This window comes from Escherichia sp. WS33 (genome assembly GCF_046486385.1).
Lineage (GTDB): Bacteria > Pseudomonadota > Gammaproteobacteria > Enterobacterales > Enterobacteriaceae > ECMA0423.
The window spans coordinates 59,409-83,092 of the sequence record NZ_JBJQLJ010000001.1 but is presented as its reverse complement, the minus strand read 5'-3'; the positions used below and the strand labels follow the sequence as shown (position 1 = coordinate 83,092).

The 23,684-nt window shown below is 51.3% G+C and carries 20 protein-coding genes and 1 pseudogene; 10 read left to right on the top strand and 11 right to left on the bottom strand.

Features of this window, described 5'->3' with window-relative positions; genetic code table 11:
* Window positions 1-334: 334 nt before the first annotated feature.
* From ACJHXA_RS00410 to ACJHXA_RS00380, 7 genes are all read right to left on the bottom strand, one after another.
* Window positions 335-1,021, bottom strand: coding sequence for a DUF2726 domain-containing protein (locus tag ACJHXA_RS00410; protein WP_000009226.1), 687 nt, complete (start codon window positions 1,019-1,021; stop codon window positions 335-337).
* Between the two features lie 580 nt (window positions 1,022-1,601).
* Window positions 1,602-2,390: a phosphate starvation-inducible protein PhoH gene (phoH, locus tag ACJHXA_RS00405; protein WP_000533522.1), complete on the bottom strand. Its 789-nt coding sequence runs from the start codon at window positions 2,388-2,390 to the stop codon at window positions 1,602-1,604.
* Window positions 2,391-3,009: 619 nt separating this feature from the next.
* Window positions 3,010-4,281 carry an iron uptake transporter deferrochelatase/peroxidase subunit gene (gene efeB, locus ACJHXA_RS00400; RefSeq protein WP_001199164.1) on the bottom strand — a complete coding sequence of 424 codons (1,272 nt, stop codon included), beginning with the start codon at window positions 4,279-4,281 and terminating at the stop codon, window positions 3,010-3,012.
* 5 nt (window positions 4,282-4,286) lie between these two features.
* Window positions 4,287-5,414, bottom strand: a complete 1,128-nt coding sequence (efeO, locus tag ACJHXA_RS00395; RefSeq protein ID WP_000154410.1) for an iron uptake system protein EfeO — start codon at window positions 5,412-5,414, stop codon at window positions 4,287-4,289.
* 57 nt (window positions 5,415-5,471) lie between these two features.
* Window positions 5,472-6,302 carry an iron uptake transporter permease EfeU gene (efeU, locus tag ACJHXA_RS00390; protein ID WP_000497941.1) on the bottom strand — a complete coding sequence of 277 codons (831 nt, stop codon included), beginning with the start codon at window positions 6,300-6,302 and terminating at the stop codon, window positions 5,472-5,474.
* A 541-nt stretch (window positions 6,303-6,843) separates the two neighbouring features.
* A complete protein-coding gene (putP, locus tag ACJHXA_RS00385; RefSeq protein ID WP_001018486.1) occupies window positions 6,844-8,352 on the bottom strand; it encodes a sodium/proline symporter PutP in 1,509 nt (502 codons plus the stop codon).
* A 158-nt stretch (window positions 8,353-8,510) separates the two neighbouring features.
* Window positions 8,511-8,720 carry a hypothetical protein gene (locus ACJHXA_RS00380; protein ID WP_000979516.1) on the bottom strand — a complete coding sequence of 70 codons (210 nt, stop codon included), beginning with the start codon at window positions 8,718-8,720 and terminating at the stop codon, window positions 8,511-8,513.
* A 54-nt stretch (window positions 8,721-8,774) separates the two neighbouring features.
* Between ACJHXA_RS00380 and putA the strand changes: the two genes are divergently transcribed.
* Window positions 8,775-12,737 carry a trifunctional transcriptional regulator/proline dehydrogenase/L-glutamate gamma-semialdehyde dehydrogenase gene (gene putA / locus ACJHXA_RS00375; RefSeq protein ID WP_001299828.1) on the top strand — a complete coding sequence of 1,321 codons (3,963 nt, stop codon included), beginning with the start codon at window positions 8,775-8,777 and terminating at the stop codon, window positions 12,735-12,737.
* A 39-nt stretch (window positions 12,738-12,776) separates the two neighbouring features.
* Here putA and rutR read toward each other — a convergent pair whose 3' ends face one another.
* Entirely contained in the window at window positions 12,777-13,415 is a 639-nt protein-coding gene (rutR, locus tag ACJHXA_RS00370) for an HTH-type transcriptional regulator RutR (protein ID WP_000191701.1), read from the bottom strand.
* 287 nt (window positions 13,416-13,702) lie between these two features.
* On the opposite strand from rutR, the gene rutA reads away from it, so the two are divergent.
* The 7 genes from rutA to rutG are packed head-to-tail and all read left to right on the top strand — an operon-like array spanning window position 13,703 to window position 19,146.
* Window positions 13,703-14,794, top strand: coding sequence for a pyrimidine utilization protein A (gene rutA / locus ACJHXA_RS00365; RefSeq protein ID WP_001352489.1), 1,092 nt, complete (start codon window positions 13,703-13,705; stop codon window positions 14,792-14,794).
* Entirely contained in the window at window positions 14,794-15,486 is a 693-nt protein-coding gene (gene rutB, locus ACJHXA_RS00360; protein ID WP_001307100.1) for a peroxyureidoacrylate/ureidoacrylate amidohydrolase RutB, read from the top strand. Before rutA ends, rutB begins: the two co-directional genes overlap by 1 nt.
* A gap of 11 nt (window positions 15,487-15,497) precedes the next feature.
* The gene (gene rutC / locus ACJHXA_RS00355) at window positions 15,498-15,884 is read left to right on the top strand and encodes a 3-aminoacrylate deaminase (protein WP_001126780.1); all 387 of its coding nucleotides are present in this window, start codon (window positions 15,498-15,500) and stop codon (window positions 15,882-15,884) included.
* 7 nt (window positions 15,885-15,891) lie between these two features.
* Window positions 15,892-16,692, top strand: a complete 801-nt coding sequence (rutD, locus tag ACJHXA_RS00350) for a pyrimidine utilization protein D (protein WP_001349436.1) — start codon at window positions 15,892-15,894, stop codon at window positions 16,690-16,692.
* A 9-nt stretch (window positions 16,693-16,701) separates the two neighbouring features.
* Window positions 16,702-17,292 carry a malonic semialdehyde reductase gene (locus tag ACJHXA_RS00345; protein ID WP_001001182.1) on the top strand — a complete coding sequence of 197 codons (591 nt, stop codon included), beginning with the start codon at window positions 16,702-16,704 and terminating at the stop codon, window positions 17,290-17,292.
* A gap of 10 nt (window positions 17,293-17,302) precedes the next feature.
* Window positions 17,303-17,797, top strand: coding sequence for an NADH-dependent FMN reductase RutF (rutF, locus tag ACJHXA_RS00340; protein WP_001028095.1), 495 nt, complete (start codon window positions 17,303-17,305; stop codon window positions 17,795-17,797).
* A gap of 20 nt (window positions 17,798-17,817) precedes the next feature.
* Window positions 17,818-19,146, top strand: coding sequence for a pyrimidine utilization transport protein G (gene rutG / locus ACJHXA_RS00335; protein WP_001349437.1), 1,329 nt, complete (start codon window positions 17,818-17,820; stop codon window positions 19,144-19,146).
* 82 nt (window positions 19,147-19,228) lie between these two features.
* Here the strand turns inward: rutG and ACJHXA_RS00330 are convergent, their stop codons facing one another.
* On the bottom strand, window positions 19,229-19,402 hold the full coding sequence (locus ACJHXA_RS00330) for a general stress protein (RefSeq protein WP_001273658.1): 174 nt from the start codon (window positions 19,400-19,402) through the stop codon (window positions 19,229-19,231).
* Between the two features lie 371 nt (window positions 19,403-19,773).
* On the opposite strand from ACJHXA_RS00330, the gene wrbA reads away from it, so the two are divergent.
* Window positions 19,774-20,370, top strand: coding sequence for an NAD(P)H:quinone oxidoreductase (gene wrbA, locus ACJHXA_RS00325; protein WP_001151437.1), 597 nt, complete (start codon window positions 19,774-19,776; stop codon window positions 20,368-20,370).
* 20 nt (window positions 20,371-20,390) lie between these two features.
* A complete protein-coding gene (locus ACJHXA_RS00320; protein ID WP_001143120.1) occupies window positions 20,391-20,618 on the top strand; it encodes a YccJ family protein in 228 nt (75 codons plus the stop codon).
* Window positions 20,619-20,655: 37 nt separating this feature from the next.
* On the opposite strand, the gene agp is transcribed toward ACJHXA_RS00320, so the two are convergent.
* Window positions 20,656-21,897 carry a bifunctional glucose-1-phosphatase/inositol phosphatase gene (gene agp, locus ACJHXA_RS00315; RefSeq protein ID WP_001044280.1) on the bottom strand — a complete coding sequence of 414 codons (1,242 nt, stop codon included), beginning with the start codon at window positions 21,895-21,897 and terminating at the stop codon, window positions 20,656-20,658.
* A 292-nt stretch (window positions 21,898-22,189) separates the two neighbouring features.
* Window positions 22,190-23,447, bottom strand: a pseudogene (locus tag ACJHXA_RS00310) (YccE family protein).
* Window positions 23,448-23,684: the final 237 nt, after the last annotated feature.

The following is a 23,684-nucleotide window of genomic DNA, read 5'->3' as shown; positions in this document are numbered from 1 at the left end:
TGAACGCAGTGAGCGGGCTGCCCGCAGGGCGAGCGAAGCGAGTCAATCCCCCCCTCACCGCCATATTTAAAGAAGAGCTCGTACGAAAGTACGGGCTTTTTTTTCGTATATTGCACACACCGGGGGGATGAGAAGCCCCGACCGGGGTCGACAACTGGCGACAGCCAGTTGGACAGACCGTGAACGCAGTGAGCGGGCTGCCCGCAGGGCGAGCGAAGCGAGTCAATCCCCCCCTCACCGCCATATTTAAAGAAGAGCCCGTACGAAAGTACGGGCTTTTTTTTCGTATATTGCACACACCGGGGGGATGAGAAGCCCCGACCGGGATGCTTAGTTAATGCACCGGTTCACTCTTTGTCGCCGCGACTAATGGGCGAATTTTGTCACGAGTCTCCCAGACCGGAGGAATTTCCTCCAATTTAGTGACAGAAGCTCGTACAAAAGGCACCCGTGCAAGAGTCATAATTGTATCCAACCAACGGTCACGAATAATGCGATCCGCCCTTTCATGACTCGGGTCATCCAGCTCAATAACACAGACTATTTTATTGTTCTTCTTTGAAACCAGAACATAATCCATTGCCATGCCATTATAAATTGCAAAGAAACGCTTTCTTTCTTCTTCGCTAAACTCAGGTTGTTCTGGAAAGTTGATCAAGCGCCCCAGAGAGACCTGGCAATGGATATGACAATAATGTCCAAACCATTTTTCCAGATTATCGAAATACATTTTTTCACAACGCGTGATTAACCACTCTTTTCTTTCCAATAAAATACCTTCGGCAACCATTCCCTGAAATAACTCATCTCGCTCTTGCCAACGAGAGTCACGATAGGTTTTCTGCGGTATATAGCTCCTTGTCGACGCCTTAGCGGCAGGGGAAGTTGCAGATGAAGGGACGGGTTGCGATTTAGCGATGATTACCGATGAGGCAACTTTTCGGAGTGTCAATTTTCTGGCAACAGCAAAACCGGCGATAAATGCAATTGTCAAACAAGTTACAAAAGCCATAAAGCTCATAATTAATTTTCACCTATCCATGTTGATTATATTTCATTACCAATGTTACTCGCTGCAGCGTGTTACATGCCAACAATGCAACGATCAATATATAGTTAGTATCATGTTTTGATTATTACAACCATCCCTATTTAGCCATTGCGGCTTGCCTTCCACAAAAAAATAACAACACACAATATTAGCAAAGAATTAATTAAGATTAACCTTACATTTATAATATTATCCCTAAAGAATAAATCAGAGGAATATATTCGGTGTTAAACAGTCAGTCAAAGTATAGCCCATTGTTGATTAAACCTCATAAGCAAAATTGGCACCAGATCTCCTGTACAGGTTGAATGGCCGAAAAAAGATAGGCAGATGCTCATTTTTTTGGCTTCTGGAAGAAAAACTCTCCGCGCTGGCAGTATTACACTGGTCTGATGCTATGACGAAAAATGCCTGGTAAGAGTATCTAAACCAGACTCCAGTTCAGCTTATCAACACGCTCAAAGTCGCCCCCCTGAACGCTAACCTGAAGTGAAAATCTGTTGAAATAAAACAAAGCCCGGTTCGCCCGGGCTCTGCACCGATAATACACTTAACTGTATGCATGCAGCGTACGTTGGCAAAGTGCCGAACGTACGCAATCCTCTTTTCCGAACCGGACGATCCCAACCATTTCATCTTCTTCGAAACGTTCCAGCGCGTCACTTAATCCGGAGCACACGCCGCGAGGCAAATCGCATTGCGTGATATCACCGTTGACGATAACCGTCACGTTCTCCCCGAGGCGGGTTAAAAACATTTTCATTTGCGCGGCAGTCACATTCTGCGCCTCGTCAAGAATGACGACTGCATTTTCAAAGGTACGTCCACGCATATAGGCGAACGGCGCAATTTCCACCTTCCCTATTTCCGGTCGCAGGCAGTACTGCATAAAGGAAGCCCCTAAGCGCCGGACCAGCACGTCGTAGACCGGGCGAAAATAGGGAGCAAACTTTTCTGCGATATCTCCAGGTAAGAAGCCAAGATCTTCATCGGCTTGCAGAACTGGACGGGTGACGATAATCCTGTCGACATCCTTATGTATCAGGGCTTCTGCCGCTTTTGCTGCGCTGATCCAGGTTTTTCCGCACCCGGCTTCGCCCGTGGCGAATATCAGCTGCTTACTCTCAATAGCCTTCAGATAGTGCAATTGCGCTTCATTTCGCGCGAGGATGGGCGAAGTATCGCGACTGTCGCGGGCCATACCAATGGCTTCTACGCCGCCCATCTGCACAAGCGAGGTGACCGATTCTTCTTCACGCTGCTTATGGCTGCGCGAATCCCGTCTCAGCACACGTTTTGCCTCGCGACGAGCTTTGATCACTGCTTTTTGTCTTCCCATGGAGAGCACCTTGAGTTGTTTGTATTCATCACACGCGCCGTTGGCAGCGCGATTATGCGCACGAACATCAGAGGGTTGGCTTCCTTGTAAGCCATAGTTTGCTTTTGGATAAAATGCCGAAAAACGGCTACGCGCACCGTTTACGGCCTCGGTAACACATGAAAAGAAAGGATGAGGTTGAAAATGCAAAGTGACGAGATGACTACCGGAGGAGAAAACTCCGCGAGTGGTGGCGCGTTGATTATCTAAAACATGTCCAGTACAGGACGTTACCATCCGCGATCTCCATAGTGACTGACTATCACTGCCGGGAACTTCCGCTGCTACTTAATAAGTACAACAGATCTCGCATTTATTGCAACAATATATTTACTTATATTTAACTATAAAACACCATTTCAGTGACATTAGTTTCTACTGGAAAGATGACAGAGTGATGACAGATATGAAAAAAGCTGTGTGCTTTCAGCAGGATTTGCATCAGGCATCAGTGCACGATCGCCGTATGCGGCGTGAACGCCTTATCCGCCTACCGAACCCGCACCGATTGTAGGCATAAGAAGACGCGCAAGCATCGCATCAGGCATCTGCGCAAGAACGCCTTATCCGTCTAAAAACATTAAACCCGCAATAACGCGCTTCCGAGATAATCGTTCGCGTCCTTCACTCCCGGCAGCGCAAAAAAATAACCGCCGCCGATAGGTTTAACGTATTCCTCCAGCGCTTCGCCATTGAGCCTTTTTTGTACTGTCAGGAAGCCTTTTTCCAGATCGTGTTGGTAACAGACAAACAGTAGCCCCATATCCAGTTGCCCGGAGTTGGTGACGCCCAGTGAATAACTGTAGCCACGACGCAGCATCAGGCTGGACTCACTCTCCGCCGTGCGGGGATTCGCCAGCCGGATATGGCTGTCCAGCGCAATCACCTTCCCTTCCGGATCGCTGGCGTAATCGGGAACATCATGCTCATGCTGCATTCCCAGCGGCGCACCGGTTTGCTTATCACGACCAAAAATCGTCTGCTGTTCTTTCAGCGGAGTTCTGTCCCAAAATTCCACTCGAAACTGAATCAAGCGTACTGCCTGATAGCTGCCACCGATTGTCCACGCTGGCTCCTGCTGATCTGCCGTTACCCACACCACTTTTTGCATCAACTTATCATTCTGGCTATCGGGATTGGCAGTGCCGTCTTTGAAACCCAGCAAATTAATCGGCGTCTCTTTGCCTTTACTACGCGCCGCGTGATCGGAAATAAACCCTTCCCGCTTCCAGCGCACGCTGAGCAAATCCGGCGTATGTTTGATGATATCGCGCAGTGCATGGATCACCGTGTCCTGGGTGTTGGCGCAAATTTGTAGCAACACATCACCATGACATAACGCCGCATCCAGCGAGTCGTTGGGAAAACGCGTCATCTTCTGCAACTTTTTCGGCATCTGTGGCGCAAGGCCAAAGCGCTCATCAAACAATGAGTGACCCACCGATAACGTGATGGTGAGATTATCGGGCGCAATGTAGCCGCCAAGAATGCCGGAATCGAGTGGTGGCAGGCGCGGATTTGGCGTTTCTGGTGCCGCTCCGCCCTGAGTCAGAAAAGCAAAACGCTGAGTCAACAAGCGAAACAACCGTTCAAGATCGGCTTTATCGCTGGCAAGCACATCAAACGCCACCAGCATCATTGCGGCCTGTTGTGGCGTCAGGATCCCTGCCTGATGCTCACCATAAAACGGCTGTTTCTCATTGCGTGCATCCGGTGAAAGCGTACCCGGCGCACTTTGCGTTTTTTGTGCATGAGCGACCGGACAACTTCCCGCCAGCGCCAGCGCACCAATGCCTTTCAGTAAACGTCGGCGTGACGGTTCATTCACGCCGTTTTTATCTTCATACTGCATAATGCTTAATCCAATCCCAGCACACCGCGAAGTTGCGCCAGATCTTCCGCCAGCGCAGTAATCGGTCCTTTCAGTGCATTCCGGTCGGCATCGGTCAATTTGTCGTAGGTTTCAAAACCGTCTTTAGTACGGTATTTCGCCAGAATGGTATCGACCTTTTTAAAGTTGGCATCGACTTTTGCCAACAGTTCCGGGTTGGCTTTTTGCAGTTGTGGACGCAGCAGATCGACAATTTTCTGCGAGCCTTCAACGTTAGCCTGGAAATCCCACAGATCGGTGTGGCTGTAGCGATCTTCTTCACCGCTGATTTTGCTGGCTGCCACTTCCTCAATCAGTCCGGCTGCACCGCCGACCACTTTTGAAGGTGGGAAAGCCAGTTCACTGATGCGTTTTTGCAAATCGACCACATCGGTATAAAGCTGGTCAGCGTACTGATCCATGCCTTTGGTGGTGTTGTCGCCAAACAATGCTTTTTCCAGACGGTGGAAACCGGTGAATTTTGGATCAGCGGCTTTTTGCTCGTAATCATCTTCACGGGCGTCAATGCTGCCATCCAGATCGGAGAATAGTTCAGCAATCGGTTCAATGCGCTCATAGTGCTGGCGCGTCGGCGCATACAGTGCTTTCGCTTTTTCGATATCGCCTGCTTTAATCGCGTCGGTAAAGGCTTTGGTGTCGGTCACCAGCTGCGTGGTTTCCGCCATGACATACGCTTTATATGCAGTAATTGCACCACCAAGACTTAACAGCGCATCACTTTGCGCCGCATCCGCCGTTGCCTCACCTTTGACGATCAACTTCCCTTTCGGGTTAATCAGCAGACCGCAGGTCATATCGTATTCGCCAGGCTGTAAATTCGCCGTCATTTTCTGGCTAAAACCAGGGGCGATATTTTCCCGCTCTTCCACCACCATCACGCCTTTGAGGATCTCCCACTCCAGCGCCTTCTGGCTATGGTTCTGAATAATGAACTGTGTTTTCCCGGCGTTAACCGTAATGGTCATCGGTTCGCACTGCTTATCCGTCACGGTCACTTTGACCTGCGTCACATCAGCGGCGTTAGCCATAAAAGCAGAAGAAAACAGCGCAGCCACGCTCAACTGCAATGCGTTACGGCGGAAGTTAATGGTCATGACGAGACTATCCCTTTAAAGTATGTTGTAACTAAGCAAGAGTTTGCGTCGTATTTGTTACGCGGAGCGAGACGCTGTCGCCCCTGCGCGTGGTGGCAGAGCAAATGCCACCAGCGCCGGGATGAGATAAATAAACCAGACGGCGACTTCGCTGACGCTCGGCGCTTCCTGATAGCCAAAAAACCCTTCCATCAGCGTGCCAAACAGCGAGTGAGTTGAGAGCACCGCACTCATATCGAAGGCGATTTCCTGAAAGTGGTTCCACAATCCGGCTTCATGAAATGCGCGAATGGCACCAGCTGCCAGCCCTGCGGCGACGAAGAGAATAAACAGGCTGGTCCATTTAAAAAATGCACCAAGATTGAGGCGAATACCGCCCCAGTAGAGCAAGAAGCCTAGCACCACGGCAGTAGCAAGACCGAGCATTGCACCCAGCGGCGGCCAGATCCCGACATCTTGTTGAAATGCCGCCAGCAGGAAAAAGACCGACTCCAGCCCTTCCCTTGCAACGGCAAAAAAGACCATCATCACCAGCGCCCAGCCATGATGATTTCCACGCTGCAATGCGCTATCGACTGCCTGCTCCAGTTGTACTTTGACGTTGCGCGACACTTTGCGCATCCAGAAAACCATCCAGGTAAGGATCACCACGGCGATCACCGCCACGATACCTTCAAACAGTTCCTGCTCTTTTTGCGGAAATTCGCCGGTGGTTTCGTTAATGAAGATCCCCAAGCCCAGGCACAACGCAGCGGCAAGCAACACGCCAATCCACATCACACCAATCCATCGGCCTCGCTGGGTACGCTTAAGATAGCTGGCAATCAAACTGACAATCAGCGCGGCTTCAAGTCCTTCGCGCAACATAATGAGAAACGGAACAAACATGCCACCCACCCTTAAACGTTTTTCTGAGTCAATCTATGCAAAGAAAAGTAAATCGCAGTGATAGCGATTATCATTACGGTAAAGAAAAATACAAGCGGAATGTTTATAAAATGATGTTGAAATGTAAACAAAGAGAGGTAATGTCAGGGGATATAAACGATTATTCCAGGTACAAAGATGGGATTGTTTACAACGAGCCATGTGTTCTTGCCGGATGCCGCGTAAACGCCGTATCCAGCCGACAAAACCGTCCTGACTCAATACATCAAAACTTCCATGTAAAACTGATAAGCGGGTGTATCAAGCAATTTCGTCCATCCTCGATTATCAAATCTAACTTTTTGCCCGGAACATAAGAACAGCGCGGGTGTTGGTGGCGTCAAAATCGCTGAAACGTTCCCCGAAGGCCGGGGCAGCAGGGGGCGGCGGCGATTGGCCGCCCCCTGCGCGCTCCCTGCACCATTCAATTTATATGGCGAGGCACATTAAGGGAGCGCAACCCGCTGCTGAAGCCAAACAAAACCGCCGCAGGCTAAGTCCCTTAGCTTTCCTGCAACCGTGACGGCGGAGCCGAATGATAGTGCGCATCGGCCTCGGCAAAGCGTTTTTGCATCGCCGCTGACGGCGCTTTACCCAGCAAACTAAACACTACAATCCCGATACTGCCGAAGATGAAGCCCGGAATAATTTCGTAGAGTCCCAGCCAGCCGAACTGCTTCCAGACGATAACCGTCAGCGCACCGATGATCATCCCCGCCAGCGCACCGTTGCGCGTCATGCGTGACCACATCACCGAGAACAGCACCACCGGACCAAACGCCGCGCCAAAGCCTGCCCACGCGTAGCTCACTAAGCCCAGCACGCGGTTTTCCGGGTTTGCCGCCAGCGCAATCGCCACCAGCGCCACCACCAGCACCATCACACGCCCTACCCACACCAGCTCTTTCTGGCTGGCATGTTTACGCAGAAACGCTTTGTATAAATCTTCGGTAATCGCACTGGAGCACACCAGCAGCTGGCAACTTAAGGTTGACATTACCGCCGCCAGAATTGCCGACAGCAGAATCCCGGCAATCCACGGGTTAAACAGAATTTGCGCCAGTTCGATAAACACGCGCTCAGCATTCTGGTTTACCGCACCTGCTACCGCCGGGTGCTCATTAAAGTAAGCAATACCAAAGAAGCCGACAGCTACCGCCCCTGCCAGGCAGAGGATCATCCAGGTCATACTGATACGACGCGCATGGACAATGCTGTGGTGAGAGTCTGCCGCCATAAAACGCGCCAGGATGTGCGGCTGCCCGAAGTAACCCAGCCCCCAACCCATCAGTGAGATAATGGCGACAAAGTTCAGCCCTTTGAGCATATCAACGTTTTCGATGCTCTTTTGTTTGATCACTTCCAGCGAGTCACCAAAGCCACCGACACTGATAATGACGATAACCGGCGTCAGGATCAGGGCAAAAATCATCAGGCTGGCCTGTACAGTGTCAGTCCAGCTCACCGCGAGGAAACCGCCAATAAAGGTGTAAAGGATCGTCGCCGCAGCTCCCGCCCACAGAGCCGTTTCGTAGCTCATGCCAAAGGTACTTTCAAACAGACGCGCGCCTGCCACAATGCCCGAAGCGCAATAAATGGTGAAGAACAGCAAAATCACCAGCGCGGAGATAATGCGCAAAATGCGGCTTTTATCTTCAAAGCGCCCGGTGAAATAATCCGGCAATGTTAAGGCGTTATTGTTGTATTCGGTATGCACACGCAACCGCCCCGCCACCAGCTTCCAGTTGATCCACGCGCCTAATGTCAGGCCAATGGCGATCCAACTTTCGGAAATCCCGGAAAGAAAAACCGCGCCCGGCAACCCCATTAACAGCCAGCCGCTCATATCCGACGCACCCGCCGATAATGCCGTCACGAATGGCCCAAGGCTACGACCGCCCAGAATATAGTCGTCAAAGTTTTTCGTTGATCGCCAGGCGATAAACCCAATCAATATCATGCCAAAGATATAGACACAAAATGTCACCAACATCGGTGTGCTAATAGCCATCTAAAGTCTCCAAAAAATTATTATCGGCAATGTCGAAACTTGCCGTTATATCTGCCACCGGAACGGGGTAACAGAGTTTATGTTTTACCAGGGCGACCGTATCCTGCCGGAAGCGCTGGTTATTCACAATCGATTTAACACACCATTTACATTAAATTTTAGTGCTCAGCGACACTATTTTTCATCAGGTTGCACTCTCTCACATTTTTTGCGGTTGCACCTTTCAAAAATGTTAACTGCCGCAGAGAAAAAGTCTGAGTTATTTTTTTAATCCCTGTCATATCGATTTCTTTTATTAACATTTCATTCATTTTTAAGCTTGCTACGCATGTCACATTTAACATGGTTGCACAAAGTTGCAACATCATGGATATTTCACGATAACGTTAAGTTGCACCTTTCAGAACAACAGGAGTAATGGCATGGGAACCACCACCATGGGGGTTAAGCTGGACGACGCGACGCGTGAGCGTATTAAGTCTGCCGCGACACGTATCGATCGCACGCCACACTGGTTAATTAAGCAGGCGATTTTTTCTTATCTCGAACAACTGGAAAACAGCGATACTCTGCCGGAGCTACCTGCGCTGCTTTCTGGCGCTGCCAATGAGAGCGATGAAGCACCGACTCCGGCAGAGGAACCACACCAGCCATTCCTCGACTTTGCCGAGCAAATTTTGCCCCAGTCGGTTTCCCGCGCCGCGATCACAGCGGCCTATCGCCGCCCGGAAACCGAAGCGGTTTCTATGCTGCTGGAACAAGCCCGCCTGCCGCAGCCAGTTGCTGAACAGGCGCACAAACTGGCGTATCAACTGGCCGATAAACTGCGTAATCAAAAAAACGCCAGTGGTCGCGCAGGTATGGTTCAGGGGTTATTGCAGGAGTTTTCGTTGTCATCGCAGGAAGGCGTGGCGCTGATGTGTCTGGCGGAAGCGTTGTTGCGTATTCCCGACAAAGCCACCCGTGATGCGTTAATTCGCGACAAAATCAGCAACGGTAACTGGCAATCACACATTGGTCGTAGCCCGTCTTTGTTTGTTAATGCCGCCACCTGGGGGCTGCTGTTTACTGGCAAACTGGTTTCCACCCATAACGAAGCCAGCCTCTCCCGCTCGCTGAACCGCATTATCGGTAAAAGCGGTGAACCGCTGATCCGCAAAGGTGTGGATATGGCGATGCGCCTGATGGGCGAGCAGTTCGTCACTGGCGAAACCATCGCGGAAGCGTTAGCCAATGCCCGCAAGCTGGAAGAGAAAGGTTTCCGTTACTCTTACGATATGCTTGGCGAAGCTGCACTGACTGCCGCAGATGCACAAGCGTATATGGTTTCCTATCAGCAGGCGATTCACGCCATTGGTAAAGCGTCCAATGGTCGTGGCATCTATGAAGGTCCGGGCATTTCAATCAAGCTGTCGGCGCTGCATCCGCGTTACAGCCGCGCCCAGTATGACCGGGTAATGGAAGAGCTTTACCCACGTCTGAAATCACTCACCCTGCTGGCGCGTCAGTACGATATTGGTATCAACATTGACGCCGAAGAGGCCGATCGTCTGGAGATCTCCCTCGATCTGCTGGAAAAACTCTGTTTCGAGCCTGAGCTGGCAGGCTGGAACGGTATCGGTTTTGTTATTCAGGCTTATCAAAAACGCTGCCCACTGGTGATTGATTACCTGATTGATCTCGCCACCCGCAGCCGTCGCCGTCTGATGATTCGCCTGGTGAAAGGCGCGTACTGGGATAGTGAAATCAAGCGTGCGCAGATGGACGGCCTTGAAGGCTATCCGGTTTATACCCGCAAGGTGTATACCGACGTTTCATATCTCGCCTGTGCGAAAAAGCTGCTGGCGGTGCCGAATCTAATCTACCCGCAGTTCGCGACGCACAACGCCCATACGCTGGCAGCGATTTATCAACTGGCAGGTCAGAACTACTATCCGGGTCAGTACGAGTTCCAGTGCCTGCATGGTATGGGCGAGCCACTGTATGAGCAGGTCACCGGGAAAGTTGCCGACGGCAAACTTAACCGTCCGTGTCGTATTTATGCTCCGGTCGGTACCCATGAAACGCTGTTGGCGTATCTGGTGCGTCGCCTGCTGGAAAACGGTGCTAACACCTCGTTTGTTAACCGTATTGCCGACACCTCTTTGCCACTGGATGAACTGGTCGCCGATCCGGTCACTGCTGTAGAAAAACTGGCGCAACAGGAAGGGCAAACTGGATTACCGCATCCGAAAATTCCCCTGCCGCGCGATCTTTACGGTCACGGGCGCGACAACTCGGCAGGGCTGGATCTCGCTAACGAACACCGGCTGGCCTCGCTCTCTTCTGCCCTGCTCAATAGTGCACTGCAAAAATGGCAGGCCTTGCCAATGCTGGAACAACCGGTAGCGGCAGGTGAGATGTCGCCCGTTATTAACCCTGCGGAACCGAAAGATATTGTGGGCTTTGTGCGTGAAGCCACGCCGCGTGAGGTAGAACAGGCGCTGGAAAGTGCGGTTAATAACGCGCCAATCTGGTTTGCCACTCCTCCGGTTGAACGCGCGGCGATTTTGCATCGCGCTGCCGTGCTAATGGAAAGCCAGATGCAGCAACTGATTGGTATTCTGGTGCGTGAAGCCGGAAAAACCTTCAGTAACGCCATTGCCGAAGTGCGCGAAGCGGTCGATTTTCTCCACTACTATGCCGGACAGGTGCGGGATGATTTCGCTAACGAAACCCACCGTCCATTAGGGCCTGTGGTGTGTATCAGTCCGTGGAACTTCCCGCTGGCTATTTTCACCGGGCAGATTGCTGCCGCACTGGCGGCAGGTAACAGCGTGCTGGCAAAACCGGCAGAACAAACGCCGCTGATTGCCGCGCAAGGGATCGCCATTTTGCTGGAAGCGGGTGTACCGCCAGGCGTGGTGCAGTTGCTGCCAGGTCAGGGGGAAACCGTGGGCGCGCAACTGACGGGTGATGATCGCGTACGCGGGGTGATGTTTACCGGTTCAACCGAAGTCGCTACGTTACTGCAGCGCAATATCGCCAGCCGCCTGGACGCTCAGGGTCGCCCTATTCCGCTCATCGCTGAAACCGGCGGCATGAACGCGATGATTGTCGATTCTTCAGCACTGACCGAACAGGTCGTCGTGGATGTACTGGCCTCGGCGTTCGACAGTGCGGGTCAGCGTTGTTCGGCGCTGCGCGTGCTGTGCCTGCAAGATGAGATTGCCGACCACACGTTGAAAATGCTGCGCGGCGCAATGGCCGAATGCCGGATGGGTAATCCGGGTCGCCTGACCACCGATATCGGTCCGGTGATTGATAGCGAAGCGAAAGCCAATATTGAGCGCCATATTCAGACCATGCGTAGCAAAGGCCGTCCGGTGTTCCAGGCGGTGCGGGAAAACAGCGAAGATGCCCGTGAATGGCAAAGCGGCACCTTTGTCGCCCCGACGCTGATCGAACTGGATGACTTTGCCGAATTGCAAAAAGAGGTCTTTGGTCCGGTGCTGCATGTGGTGCGTTACAACCGTAACCAGCTACCAGAGCTGATCGAGCAGATTAACGCTTCCGGCTATGGTCTGACGCTTGGTGTCCATACGCGTATTGATGAAACCATCGCCCAGGTCACTGGCTCGGCCCATGTTGGTAACCTGTATGTTAACCGTAATATGGTGGGCGCAGTGGTGGGTGTGCAGCCATTCGGCGGCGAAGGGTTGTCCGGTACCGGGCCGAAAGCAGGCGGTCCGCTCTATCTCTACCGTCTGCTGGCGAATCGCCCGGAAAGTGCGCTGGCAGTGACGCTCGCGCGTCAGGATGCAGAGTATCCGGTCGATGCACAGTTGAAAGCCGCATTGACTCAGCCGCTAAATGCACTGCGGGAATGGGCAGCAAATCGTCCAGAATTGCAGGCGTTATGTACGCAATATGGCGAGCTGGCGCAGGCAGGAACACAACGATTGCTGCCGGGGCCGACGGGTGAACGCAACACCTGGACGCTGCTGCCGCGTGAGCGCGTGTTGTGTATTGCCGATGATGAGCAGGATGCGCTGACTCAGCTCGCCGCCGTGCTGGCGGTGGGCAGCCAGGTACTGTGGCCGGATGACGCGCTGCATCGTCAGCTAGTAAAGGCATTGCCATCGGCAGTCAGCGAACGTATTCAACTGGCGAAAGCGGAAAATATAACCGCTCAACCCTTTGATGCGGTGATCTTCCACGGTGATTCGGATCAGCTTCGCGCATTGTGTGAAGCCGTTGCTGCGCGGGATGGCGCAATTGTTTCGGTGCAGGGTTTTGCCCGTGGCGAAAGCAATATCCTTCTGGAACGGCTGTATATCGAACGTTCGCTGAGTGTGAATACCGCTGCCGCTGGCGGTAACGCCAGTTTAATGACGATCGGTTAAACAGGTAGCCGGAGGATGTTACAACCTCCTCCGGCATCTTTAACGTGGTCGAATCCCCTCAATAATAATCCGCTGCACGTTTTCAACCGTTTGATTGAAAAATACCTCATCGCGCAACGTCGCGCCTGTCACCGCCTCCACCTGAGGGGCAAAATCGGCGTAATGTTGAGTGGAAGCCCAAATCATAAAAATCAAATGCTGCGGATCAATCGGCGCGAGTTTGCCGCTTTTGACCCAACCGGCAATCAGCGCCGATTTCTCATCAATTAATGCCTTCAAATCGCCCGTCAGTTCATCCATTAACAGCGGCGCGCCTGCCAGCATCTCCATACAGAACAGGCGCGAAGCCTGCGGATAATCGCGGGAGACTTCCAGCTTCAGACGGATGTACTCTTTGATCGCCGCCAGCGGGGCGAAATCTTCTCGAAACGCTTTTAACGGTGCCAGCCAGATATCGAGAATCTGCCGCAGCACGGCAATATACAGCGCCTCTTTTGACGGAAAGTAATACAGCAGATTGGTTTTTGAAACACCCGCCAACTCTGCGATCTGCTCCAGCCTTGTGCCGTGAAAACCGAATTGTGAAAAAGTGTCCAGTGCTGCGCTAAGAATCGCTTTTTTCTTCGCGCTTACTGCGCGCGAACGTTTACCCGTTGTTTTCACTGCGCCTTGCGTCATGCGCTCTCCCCTCTTGTAGATTGGCAACAGGATAGCAAAACCCCCGCCCGGCCTCGACCTTCTGCACTCTCATCGCGCACAGATGCATGTTTTATGTGCAACTGTTTTGACCGTTTAGTCCACTTTTTACCAGATATTTTAGATAACGCATTGTTAACATATTAACAACATTAACTTTTTAAAAACTGGCATCCGCTTTGCAAACAAGCCAATACGCGGCTGAAAAGGATATGCAGGATGCAGCGCCCCGTCTGACTTTCACTTTACGAGACGAAGAGAGGTTGATGATGAAAATTGGCGTATTCGTACCTATTGGCAACAACGGCTGGCTCATTTCGACCCACGCGCCGCAGTACATGCCGACCTTTGAACTGAATAAAGCCATTGTGCAAAAAGCGGAGCACTACCATTTCGATTTCGCCCTGTCGATGATCAAACTGCGTGGCTTTGGCGGCAAAACTGAGTTCTGGGATCACAACCTTGAGTCGTTCACCTTGATGGCGGGGCTGGCGGCCGTGACCTCGCGCATTCAGATTTACGCCACTGCTGCCACCTTAACGTTACCTCCGGCAATCGTCGCCCGTATGGCCGCAACCATCGACTCCATCTCTGGCGGGCGTTTTGGCGTCAACCTCGTGACTGGCTGGCAAAAGCCCGAGTATGAGCAGATGGGTATCTGGCCTGGCGATGACTATTTCTCCCGTCGTTACGACTATCTCACCGAATATGTTCAGGTGCTGCGCGACCTGTGGGGCACGGGGAAAAGCGATTTTAAAGGCGATTTTTTCACCATGAATGATTGTCGCGTCAGTCCGCAACCGAGTGTCCCCATGAAAGTGATCTGCGCCGGGCAAAGCGACGCTGGCATGGCGTTCTCCGCTCAGTATGCCGATTTCAACTTCTGTTTCGGCAAAGGCGTAAATACACCCACGGCTTTCGCCCCGACCGCTGTGCGGATGAAACAGGCCGCAGAGCAAACCGGGCGCGACGTTGGCTCTTATGTGTTGTTTATGGTGATTGCCGATGAAACCGACGATGCCGCTCGCGCCAAATGGGAACACTACAAAGCGGGCGCGGATGAAGAGGCGTTAAGCTGGCTAACCGAACAAAGTCAGAAAGATACCCGCTCCGGTACTGACACCAACGTCCGTCAGATGGCCGATCCCACTTCGGCGGTAAACATCAATATGGGGACATTAGTCGGTTCTTACGCCAGTGTCGCGCGCATGTTAGATGAAGTCGCAAGCGTGCCTGGTGCCGAAGGCGTGCTGTTGACCTTCGATGATTTTCTGTCGGGAATCGAAACCTTCGGCGAGCGCATTCAACCACTGATGCAGTGCCGCGCCCATCTCCCTGCGCTGACTCAGGAGGTGGCATGATGACAACCTTAACCGCTCGACCGGAAGCCATTACCTTCGATCCGCAGCAAAGTGCGCTGATCGTGGTGGATATGCAAAACGCTTATGCCACGCCAGGCGGCTACTTAGATCTCGCCGGGTTTGATGTCTCAACCACTCGCCCGGTCATTGCCAACATTCAAACCGCCGTGACCGCAGCGCGAGCGGCAGGGATGCTGATCATCTGGTTTCAAAATGGCTGGGATGAACAGTATGTCGAAGCTGGCGGACCCGGCTCACCGAATTTTCATAAATCGAACGCCCTGAAAACCATGCGTAAGCAGCCGCAGCTGCAGGGGAAATTGCTGGCGAAAGGCTCCTGGGATTATCAACTGGTGGATGAACTGGTGCCGCAGCCTGGCGATATTGTGCTGCCGAAGCCGCGCTACAGCGGTTTCTTCAATACACCGCTGGACAGCATTTTGCGCAGCCGTGGAATACGCCATCTGGTTTTCACCGGTATCGCTACCAACGTCTGCGTCGAATCGACGCTACGCGATGGCTTTTTTCTGGAGTATTTCGGCGTGGTGCTGGAAGACGCAACACACCAGGCGGGGCCTGAATTTGCACAGAAAGCCGCGTTGTTCAATATCGAAACCTTTTTTGGCTGGGTCAGCGACGTCGAAACATTCTGCGACGCGCTTTCTCCCACGTCCTTTGCTCATATCGCTTAAGGAGTTTAACGATGCCAAAATCCGTAATTATTCCCGCTGGCAGCAGCGCACCGCTGGCCCCCTTCGTTCCCGGCACGCTGGCTGATGGCGTGGTGTATGTCTCCGGTACGCTGGCTTTTGATCAACATAATAACGTGCTGTTTGCCGATGACCCAAAGGCGCAAACCCGCCACGTTCTGGAAACTATCCGCAAGGTGATCGAGACGGCGGGTGGCACGATGGCGGATGTGACCTTCAACAGCATCTTTATTACCGACTGGAAAAATTACGCCGCGATTAACGAAATCTACGCCGAGTTTTTTCCGGGTGATAAACCGGCGCGATTCTGCATTCAGTGCGGACTGGTAAAACCTGACGCGCTGGTGGAAATCGCCACAATTGCGCATATCGCCAAGTGAGGCCGCGATGAAACTTTCACTCTCACCTCCCCCTTATGCTGATGCGCCCGTAGTGGTGTTGATTTCGGGTCTTGGCGGTAGCGGCAGTTACTGGTTACCGCAACTGGCGGTGCTGGAGCAGGAGTATCAGGTAGTCTGTTACGACCAGCGCGGCACCGGCAATAATCCCGACACGCTGGCAGAAGATTACAGTATCGCCCAGATGGCAGCGGAACTGCATCAGGCGCTGGTAGCCGCAGGGATTGAGCATTACGCGGTGGTCGGCCATGCGCTCGGTGCGCTGGTGGGAATGCAGCTGGCGCTGGATTATCCCGCGTCGGTAACTGTGCTGATCAGCGTTAACGGCTGGCTACGAATAAACGCCCATACGCGCCGCTGTTTTCAGGTTCGCGAACGATTACTGTATAGCGGCGGCGCGCAGGCATGGGTGGAAGCGCAGCCGTTGTTCCTCTATCCCGCCGACTGGATGGCGGCCCGCGTACCTCGCCTGGAGGCAGAAGACGCGCTGGCACTGGCACATTTTCAGGGCAAAAATAATTTACTGCGTCGACTTAACGCCCTCAAACGCGCTGACTTTAGTCACCATGCGGATCGCATCCGCTGCCCGGTGCAAATCATCTGCGCCAGTGATGATCTGCTGGTGCCAACAGCATGTTCCAGTGAACTTCATGCCGCCCTGCCCGATAGCCAGAAAATGGTGATGCGCTATGGCGGACACGCCTGCAACGTGACCGACCCCGAAACGTTTAATGCTCTTTTACTCAACGGGCTTGCCAGCCTGTTACATCACCGCGAAGCCGCCCTGTAAGGAATTGCTATGAACGAAGCCGTTAGCCCAGGTGCGCTTAGCACCCTGTTCACCGATGCCCGCACTCACAACGGCTGGCGGGAGACACCCGTCAGCGATGAGACGTTACGGGAGCTTTATGCCCTGATGAAATGGGGGCCGACATCAGCTAACTGTTCTCCGGCACGGATCGTGTTTATCCGCACTGCAGAAGGAAAAGAACGTCTGCGCCCGGCGCTTTCCATCGGCAATCTACAAAAAACCCTGACCGCGCCCGTCACCGCTATCGTTGCCTGGGACAGTGAATTTTATGAACGGTTACCACAACTGTTTCCTCACGGCGATGCCCGCAGTTGGTTTACCTCCAGCCCACAACTTGCGGAAGAAACAGCGTTTCGCAACAGTTCCATGCAGGCGGCCTATCTGATCGTCGCCTGCCGTGCGCTGGGACTGGATACCGGCCCGATGTCGGGTTTTGACCGTCAACACGTTGACGACGCCTTTTTTGCGGGCAGCACGCTGAAGAGCAATCTGCTGATTAATATCGGCTATGGCGATAGAAGCAAACTTTTTGCGCGCCTGCCACGTCTGTCCTTTGAAGAAGCCTGCGGGCTGTTGTAAGGAGCAAACTATGAACATTGTCGATCAACAAACTTTTCGCGATGCGATGTCCTGCATGGGCGCGGCGGTCAATATCATCACCACGGACGGTCCAGCCGGGCGCGCCGGGTTCACCGCCAGCGCCGTCTGCAGCGTGACCGATACGCCGCCCACATTACTGGTGTGCCTGAATCGTGGGGCGTCCGTCTGGCCGGTATTCAATGAAAATCGAACGCTGTGTGTAAATACACTTAGCGCCGGGCAGGAGCCGCTTTCCAACCTTTTTGGCGGCAAAACGCCCATGGAACACCGCTTTGCCGCCGCCCGCTGGCAGACAGGTGTGACCGGATGCCCGCAACTGGAAGAGGCACTGGTTTCGTTTGACTGCCGTATCAGCCAGGTGGTGAGCGTCGGCACCCACGACATTTTGTTTTGCGCCATCGAAGCTATTCATCGTCACGCCACACCCTACGGGCTGGTGTGGTTCGATCGCAGTTATCACGCGCTGATGCGCCCTGCTTGTTAACCTCCTTAAGGAGACAGCTGATGGCAATGTTCGGTTTTCCTCACTGGCAGTTAAAATCGACCTCTACAGAGAGCGGCGTGGTCGCGCCGGATGAACGATTGCCGTTTGCTCAGACGGCAATAATGGGCGTTCAACACGCGGTGGCGATGTTTGGCGCGACGGTGTTAATGCCGATTCTGATGGGGCTGGATCCCAATCTTTCCATTTTAATGTCGGGGATCGGCACGTTACTGTTTTTCTTTATTACCGGCGGGCGCGTCCCCAGTTATCTCGGCTCCAGCGCGGCTTTTGTCGGCGTGGTGATTGCCGCGACGGGCTTTAACGGTCAGGGCATTAACCCGAATATCAGCATTGCGCTGGGCGGGATTATCGCCTGTGGGCTGGTTTATACCGTCATTGGCCTGGTGGTGATGAAAATTGGTACACGCTGGATTGAACGACTAATGCCGCCGGTGGTGACGGGTGCGGTGGTGATGGCGATTGGCCTGAACTTAGCGCCTATCGCAGTGAAAAGTGTATCGGCTTCGGCCTTTGATAGCTGGATGGCGGTAATGACGGTGCTGTGTATTGGGCTGGTGGCGGTGTTTACCCGTGGCATGATCCAGCGGTTATTGATTCTCGTAGGTTTAATTGTCGCCTGTCTGCTGTATGGCGTGATGACCAACGTTTTAGGGCTGGGAAAAGCCGTCGATTTTACTCTCGTCAGCCATGCTGCCTGGTTCGGTTTGCCACATTTTTCCACTCCTGCTTTTAATAGTCAGGCAATGATGCTGATTGCGCCCGTGGCGGTGATTCTGGTGGCGGAAAACTTAGGTCATCTCAAGGCGGTCGCCGGGATGACCGGACGCAATATGGACCCGTATATGGGGCGGGCATTCGTCGGTGATGGGCTGGCGACGATGCTTTCTGGTTCTGTCGGTGGCAGCGGCGTAACCACCTACGCCGAGAATATCGGTGTAATGGCCGTGACAAAAGTCTACTCGACGCTGGTGTTTGTCGCTGCTGCCGTCATCGCCATGCTGTTGGGCTTTTCACCGAAATTTGGCGCGCTGATTCATACCATTCCGGCCGCGGTGATTGGTGGTGCATCAATTGTTGTGTTCGGGCTGATTGCCGTCGCAGGCGCAAGGATATGGGTACAAAACCGTGTCGATTTAAGCCAGAACGGTAATTTGATTATGGTCGCAGTAACCTTAGTGCTGGGCGCGGGTGATTTTGCTCTCACGCTGGGCGGTTTTACGTTGGGAGGGATTGGTACAGCAACCTTTGGCGCGATTTTACTCAATGCGTTGTTAAGCAGAAAGTTGGTTGACGTTCCACCGCCAGAAGTTGTTCATCAGGAGCCATAAACAGAAAACCGCCGGGATTACCGGCGGTGATGACTTTTTGACGAGCCTAAGAAAAAAATGCATTCGTCATTGATTAGCCCGGCTAGTTGTCGCTTTTGCCGTGACTGCTCTTGCCACCTTTTTTACCTGCTTCAGATGCGCGCTGCGGGTCATTCTTGAAATTACCCCCGCTGTGCTGTCCACCTTTTTTACCTGCTTCTGATGCTCTTTCGCGGTCTTCTGCAAAATTGCCGGAACCGCCTCGATGGTTTGCCATTACTGACCTCCGTCTGGGTATAGACATCATATTGCATAGAATTAACGCGGCGTATGGCGGCTGCCATATTTTCGCTACGTGGGACTAAGCTTAGTGAACTGACGCGGGCAGACCCGCGTTTGGTAATATCCTGCAACAGCTTCTTAGCGAGAATAGATATCATCTCAAATAATTATCCATAAGCCGCTCTTATGATTAAAAAACGCGATGAGATAAAAATGTGTCATTTTGCGACAAAATTACGTGCTTGTGAAAGTTGTTATAAATCAAATAAGTGGTTGTGAAATTTGCACTCTGAAAAGGACGTCTTATCTTTAAATAAGTGGTAGCGAATCGCTACGGAATAGAGATAACACGAGGAGTGGTTAGAAATGGCTAAAGTTCTGGTGCTTTATTATTCCATGTACGGACATATTGAAACGATGGCACGCGCAGTCGCTGAGGGTGCAAGCAAAGTCGATGGCGCAGAAGTTGTCGTTAAGCGTGTACCGGAAACCATGCCGCCGCAATTATTTGAAAAAGCAGGCGGTAAAACGCAAACTGCACCGGTTGCAACCCCGCAAGAACTGGCCGATTACGACGCCATTATTTTTGGTACACCTACCCGCTTTGGCAACATGTCCGGTCAAATGCGTACCTTCCTCGACCAGACGGGCGGCCTGTGGGCTTCCGGCGCACTATACGGAAAACTGGCGAGCGTCTTTAGTTCCACCGGTACTGGCGGCGGTCAGGAACAAACTATTACTTCAACCTGGACGACCCTTGCGCATCACGGCATGGTAATTGTCCCCATTGGCTACGCAGCGCAGGAATTATTTGACGTTTCACAGGTTCGCGGCGGTACGCCGTACGGCGCAACCACCATCGCAGGCGGTGACGGCTCACGCCAGCCAAGCCAGGAAGAACTGTCTATTGCTCGTTATCAAGGGGAATATGTCGCAGGTCTGGCAGTTAAACTTAACGGCTAATCTTCAACAGGAGGATACGCATGCCAACTCAAGAAGCGAAAGCTCATCACGTCGGTGAATGGGCATCTCTGCGCAATACGTCGCCGGAAATAGCCGAGGCCATTTTCGAAGTCGCCGGGTACGACGAAAAAATGGCGGAAAAGATTTGGGAAGAAGGTAGCGATGAAGTGTTAGTCAAAGCCTTTGCTAAGACCGATAAAGATTCGCTTTTTTGGGGCGAACAGACCATCGAACGTAAAAACGTTTAACCAGCGACTCCCCCGCTTCTCGCGGGGGAGTTTTCTGTTATTTCACCGCTTCATTCAACACGCTATCAAATTTATCCATCGGGCAGAAACCGTTGGCATCTATCGGGCAACCGCTTAATTCCAGCGTCACACGCTGAGCAGGTGCCTGCAGGGTTAACGCATCGGCATTACGTAACTGTTCCGCACTCTGATACACATATTCAATTTTCATCAAATCGCGATTGGCTTTGCTGTCATGCCAACGCTGGAAAACGATTTTGCCGCCAATCGGCGTGCGTTCGTTCTGGTCATGCAACTGATACGGTTTGAAATCCAGCGCCGTTAACAGAGAGGCAATGTTGGAGTCGTGCCCAACCAACACTGTAATTTTCGGTGCGCTGGTGCGATCGGTGACCAGAGCTTTGTCGATATAACTGACCAGCGGTTTCGCAACATTGCGCGCCACTTCCGGTGAGGTAAACAGGCTGTCCTGGTAGCCGTTTTTAAGCTTCGACAACACCTTCCACTGCTGGTCAGATTTGATTTCTCCCCAGGCCACCTGATCCATCGGAAAACCTTCGTAATATTGCAAAGTAAACGCATCTACCAGCGAGTTGCCGACTTTCAGCGGCCCGGAAACACCTGGTTCTTGTTGATACTTGGCGCTAAAGGTATTTTTGCCATCCACCAGCGAACACTGTTGTTTCTCTTTACAGGCAGGGGAATCTTTATAGTTAACGATTTTTTCCAGTAGCTGGTAGCTGTCGGTAAGCTGGAGTTTGCTGAGCTCTTTCTCCATTGCCGCCACCGCCTGTTCACTGAATGCGGCGGAATCATCGGTGATCACCGGGTTAAAGGTTGGGTCCATAGTGCCCATTTTTTCCTGGTGATGCACAGGAATATCACACCCCGGGAATGCGCCGGTAATAAAGAACTGTGCGGTCGCAACGGTACGTTGCAGACTATTGGCATAGGCATAAACGGTGTACGGCGGTGGGCATTCCCCCGATTTCACCATCCCCTGCTCTGCCAGCCATTCACGCATGTAATGGCCCATATACACTTCGAGCACGCCACCTTTGGTGGTGAGTTGCCCACCGGGGACGTCCCATTCTGGCCATTTATTCGGCGTCGACTGCTCCAGCACACTGCCATTGTTCGCCAGCGGCGCACGTAAGTTATGGCGGCTCATCATGAGCACTTGCTGTAGCTGATAGCCTTCCGGTACGGTTTGTGCCTGAGCGTTTGAAGCGAGTAAAACTATCCCTGCCACAGCTGCGGCGATTAGCGTTTTGTTCATTCCTGGCACCTCTTTTGTTATCAATCACTAAAGAGTGTGACAGAAATATGACTTTTTTCCGGGAACAGGTTCGCAAAATGGCTTGTTGAACGCCTGTTTTTCTATATACATCTTCAAAAACAGGCAAGGTTTGACGCAAACTATGCCTGATTAGCCCCTGCCTCGCGTACGCCGCTGATAATTGCACCTGTGGCTAAACAGAATATCTGCGGCGTTACCAATACAGAGACAATATTTACCAATAAAAAAGTGTGAGACTAATAACAATGGTTTTTAGCATATGCCTTTGCCATTAAATTGCATAACGATTTAAATAGTCGAGTTGCGCATTCATTTCCTTATTTTTTAACTTGTAAGCCTGAGCAAAAAGTTCAGGAGGGAGGTAAACATCATAATGATTGCCAGTGTTTATTAAATAACCATACTCAAGATCTTCATCTGTTGAAAAGGATTCATTCCCTAAGGAGATTGATGCCACATTACTATTAACAATAAATAATGAGCAAATGCTATCTGAAAGAGCAGTGAGGAAATTTTTCACCTCATTAATCCTCTTCTCTGGGTCGGTGTCTAAAACAAGGCGTGCCTTGTTATCATTAAATATAAACTCGGGTAAATGCAGTATGCATTTTTTGTCATTCAAGCAACTATCAATAAATTATTTTTTAAAAAACAGAAAGTTCCATGACATAAGACTACCCTCCCCCTGAATTTTGTTGTCAGATTGTAGATCAACGCCAAATAACGTCTTTACATCTTCCCTGAGATTATAGAATGCCGTATCAACAAGAGCCTCGATCGTTTGTTTATCAACAATTTTAATAAACTCTTCGTATACTTGCTTTTGCGTCTTATGGCTGCCCAGCGCCCATGAATACTCATGTTCTTTTAAAACCAGTATGGCCCTTAACAGACAATAGCCATCGCCATCTACTGGAGCGTATTTTAATCCATAAGTTTTATTAATTTCACTCTGAATAAAAGATATACCAGACAAATCAATACCAGTATCTAAATCAGATATTCCCGGCGTATTTATCCATTCTGGCTGGATACTCATATTTTCATCATCTAAACAATACTCAGAAAAAACATCATCACACGCATTAATGTTTTCAATATATTCCATAAAGCCATACCAATAATAACCTTTAAAATCTGTGATAGACTCTGAACCTCTGCCCGGCAAGGACACTCTAACAATATCAATATCTCGAACATATTGTATAGTATATGTAATACCTTCTGAAACCCCTGAATAAGTTTCTGTATCATTAGTACGCAATGTTCTCAAAAATAATGATAAATCATTATCATTCTGCATTTCCTCAAATTCTTTTTCTAGTGAATCGCATTCCAGGCATGGAATGTAGTCTTCAGCTTTTTGACGTCTGATTTCTTTATACAACCGCATAAAACACACCAGTGTGTTTTCAAAAAGCGTGATTGAATATTTTTGATTTTTTTTCGTGCTCATTTTTTATATTGTTCCAGGCTTGTTTCAAATAATTATTTGCAGTGCAACTAATTCCATGTATATTACTACTCATATATAGCGCCTATAAAATTTAATAAATAATGACGCCCCAGTTAAACTTAAAGTGCCTGGTTCCACTATCAAAAATCGCTCACCCTTTTTCACCTGTTTAAAATATGTTCAGCACCCCACCTTGAGGCGACCTCCTCTCCGCGATGATTTCAATAACATATTCTGTGTTGGCATATGAAATTTTGAGGATTACCCTACACTTATAGGAGTTACCTTACAGGGGTTCCTTCAATTTGTG

Bases quoted from the DNA above. Each gene is read 5' to 3' on its own strand.
- efeO (WP_000154410.1), bottom strand. From the start codon at position 5,414: ATGACCATTAACTTCCGCCGTAACGCATTGCAGTTGAGCGTGGCTGCG.
- rutR (WP_000191701.1), bottom strand. From the start codon at position 13,415: ATGACGCAAGGCGCAGTGAAAACAACGGGTAAACGTTCGCGCGCAGTA.
- rutG (WP_001349437.1), top strand. From the start codon at position 17,818: ATGGCAATGTTCGGTTTTCCTCACTGGCAGTTAAAATCGACCTCTACA.
- wrbA (WP_001151437.1), top strand. From the start codon at position 19,774: ATGGCTAAAGTTCTGGTGCTTTATTATTCCATGTACGGACATATTGAA.
- ACJHXA_RS00320 (WP_001143120.1), top strand. From the start codon at position 20,391: ATGCCAACTCAAGAAGCGAAAGCTCATCACGTCGGTGAATGGGCATCT.
- ACJHXA_RS00410 (WP_000009226.1), bottom strand. From the start codon at position 1,021: ATGAGCTTTATGGCTTTTGTAACTTGTTTGACAATTGCATTTATCGCC.
- ACJHXA_RS00330 (WP_001273658.1), bottom strand. From the start codon at position 19,402: ATGGCAAACCATCGAGGCGGTTCCGGCAATTTTGCAGAAGACCGCGAA.
- ACJHXA_RS00345 (WP_001001182.1), top strand. From the start codon at position 16,702: ATGAACGAAGCCGTTAGCCCAGGTGCGCTTAGCACCCTGTTCACCGAT.
- efeB (WP_001199164.1), bottom strand. From the start codon at position 4,281: ATGCAGTATGAAGATAAAAACGGCGTGAATGAACCGTCACGCCGACGT.
- putP (WP_001018486.1), bottom strand. From the start codon at position 8,352: ATGGCTATTAGCACACCGATGTTGGTGACATTTTGTGTCTATATCTTT.
- rutC (WP_001126780.1), top strand. From the start codon at position 15,498: ATGCCAAAATCCGTAATTATTCCCGCTGGCAGCAGCGCACCGCTGGCC.
- rutD (WP_001349436.1), top strand. From the start codon at position 15,892: ATGAAACTTTCACTCTCACCTCCCCCTTATGCTGATGCGCCCGTAGTG.
- phoH (WP_000533522.1), bottom strand. From the start codon at position 2,390: ATGGGAAGACAAAAAGCAGTGATCAAAGCTCGTCGCGAGGCAAAACGT.
- rutB (WP_001307100.1), top strand. From the start codon at position 14,794: ATGACAACCTTAACCGCTCGACCGGAAGCCATTACCTTCGATCCGCAG.
- putA (WP_001299828.1), top strand. From the start codon at position 8,775: ATGGGAACCACCACCATGGGGGTTAAGCTGGACGACGCGACGCGTGAG.
- ACJHXA_RS00380 (WP_000979516.1), bottom strand. From the start codon at position 8,720: ATGATGTTGCAACTTTGTGCAACCATGTTAAATGTGACATGCGTAGCA.
- agp (WP_001044280.1), bottom strand. From the start codon at position 21,897: ATGAACAAAACGCTAATCGCCGCAGCTGTGGCAGGGATAGTTTTACTC.
- rutF (WP_001028095.1), top strand. From the start codon at position 17,303: ATGAACATTGTCGATCAACAAACTTTTCGCGATGCGATGTCCTGCATG.
- efeU (WP_000497941.1), bottom strand. From the start codon at position 6,302: ATGTTTGTTCCGTTTCTCATTATGTTGCGCGAAGGACTTGAAGCCGCG.
- rutA (WP_001352489.1), top strand. From the start codon at position 13,703: ATGAAAATTGGCGTATTCGTACCTATTGGCAACAACGGCTGGCTCATT.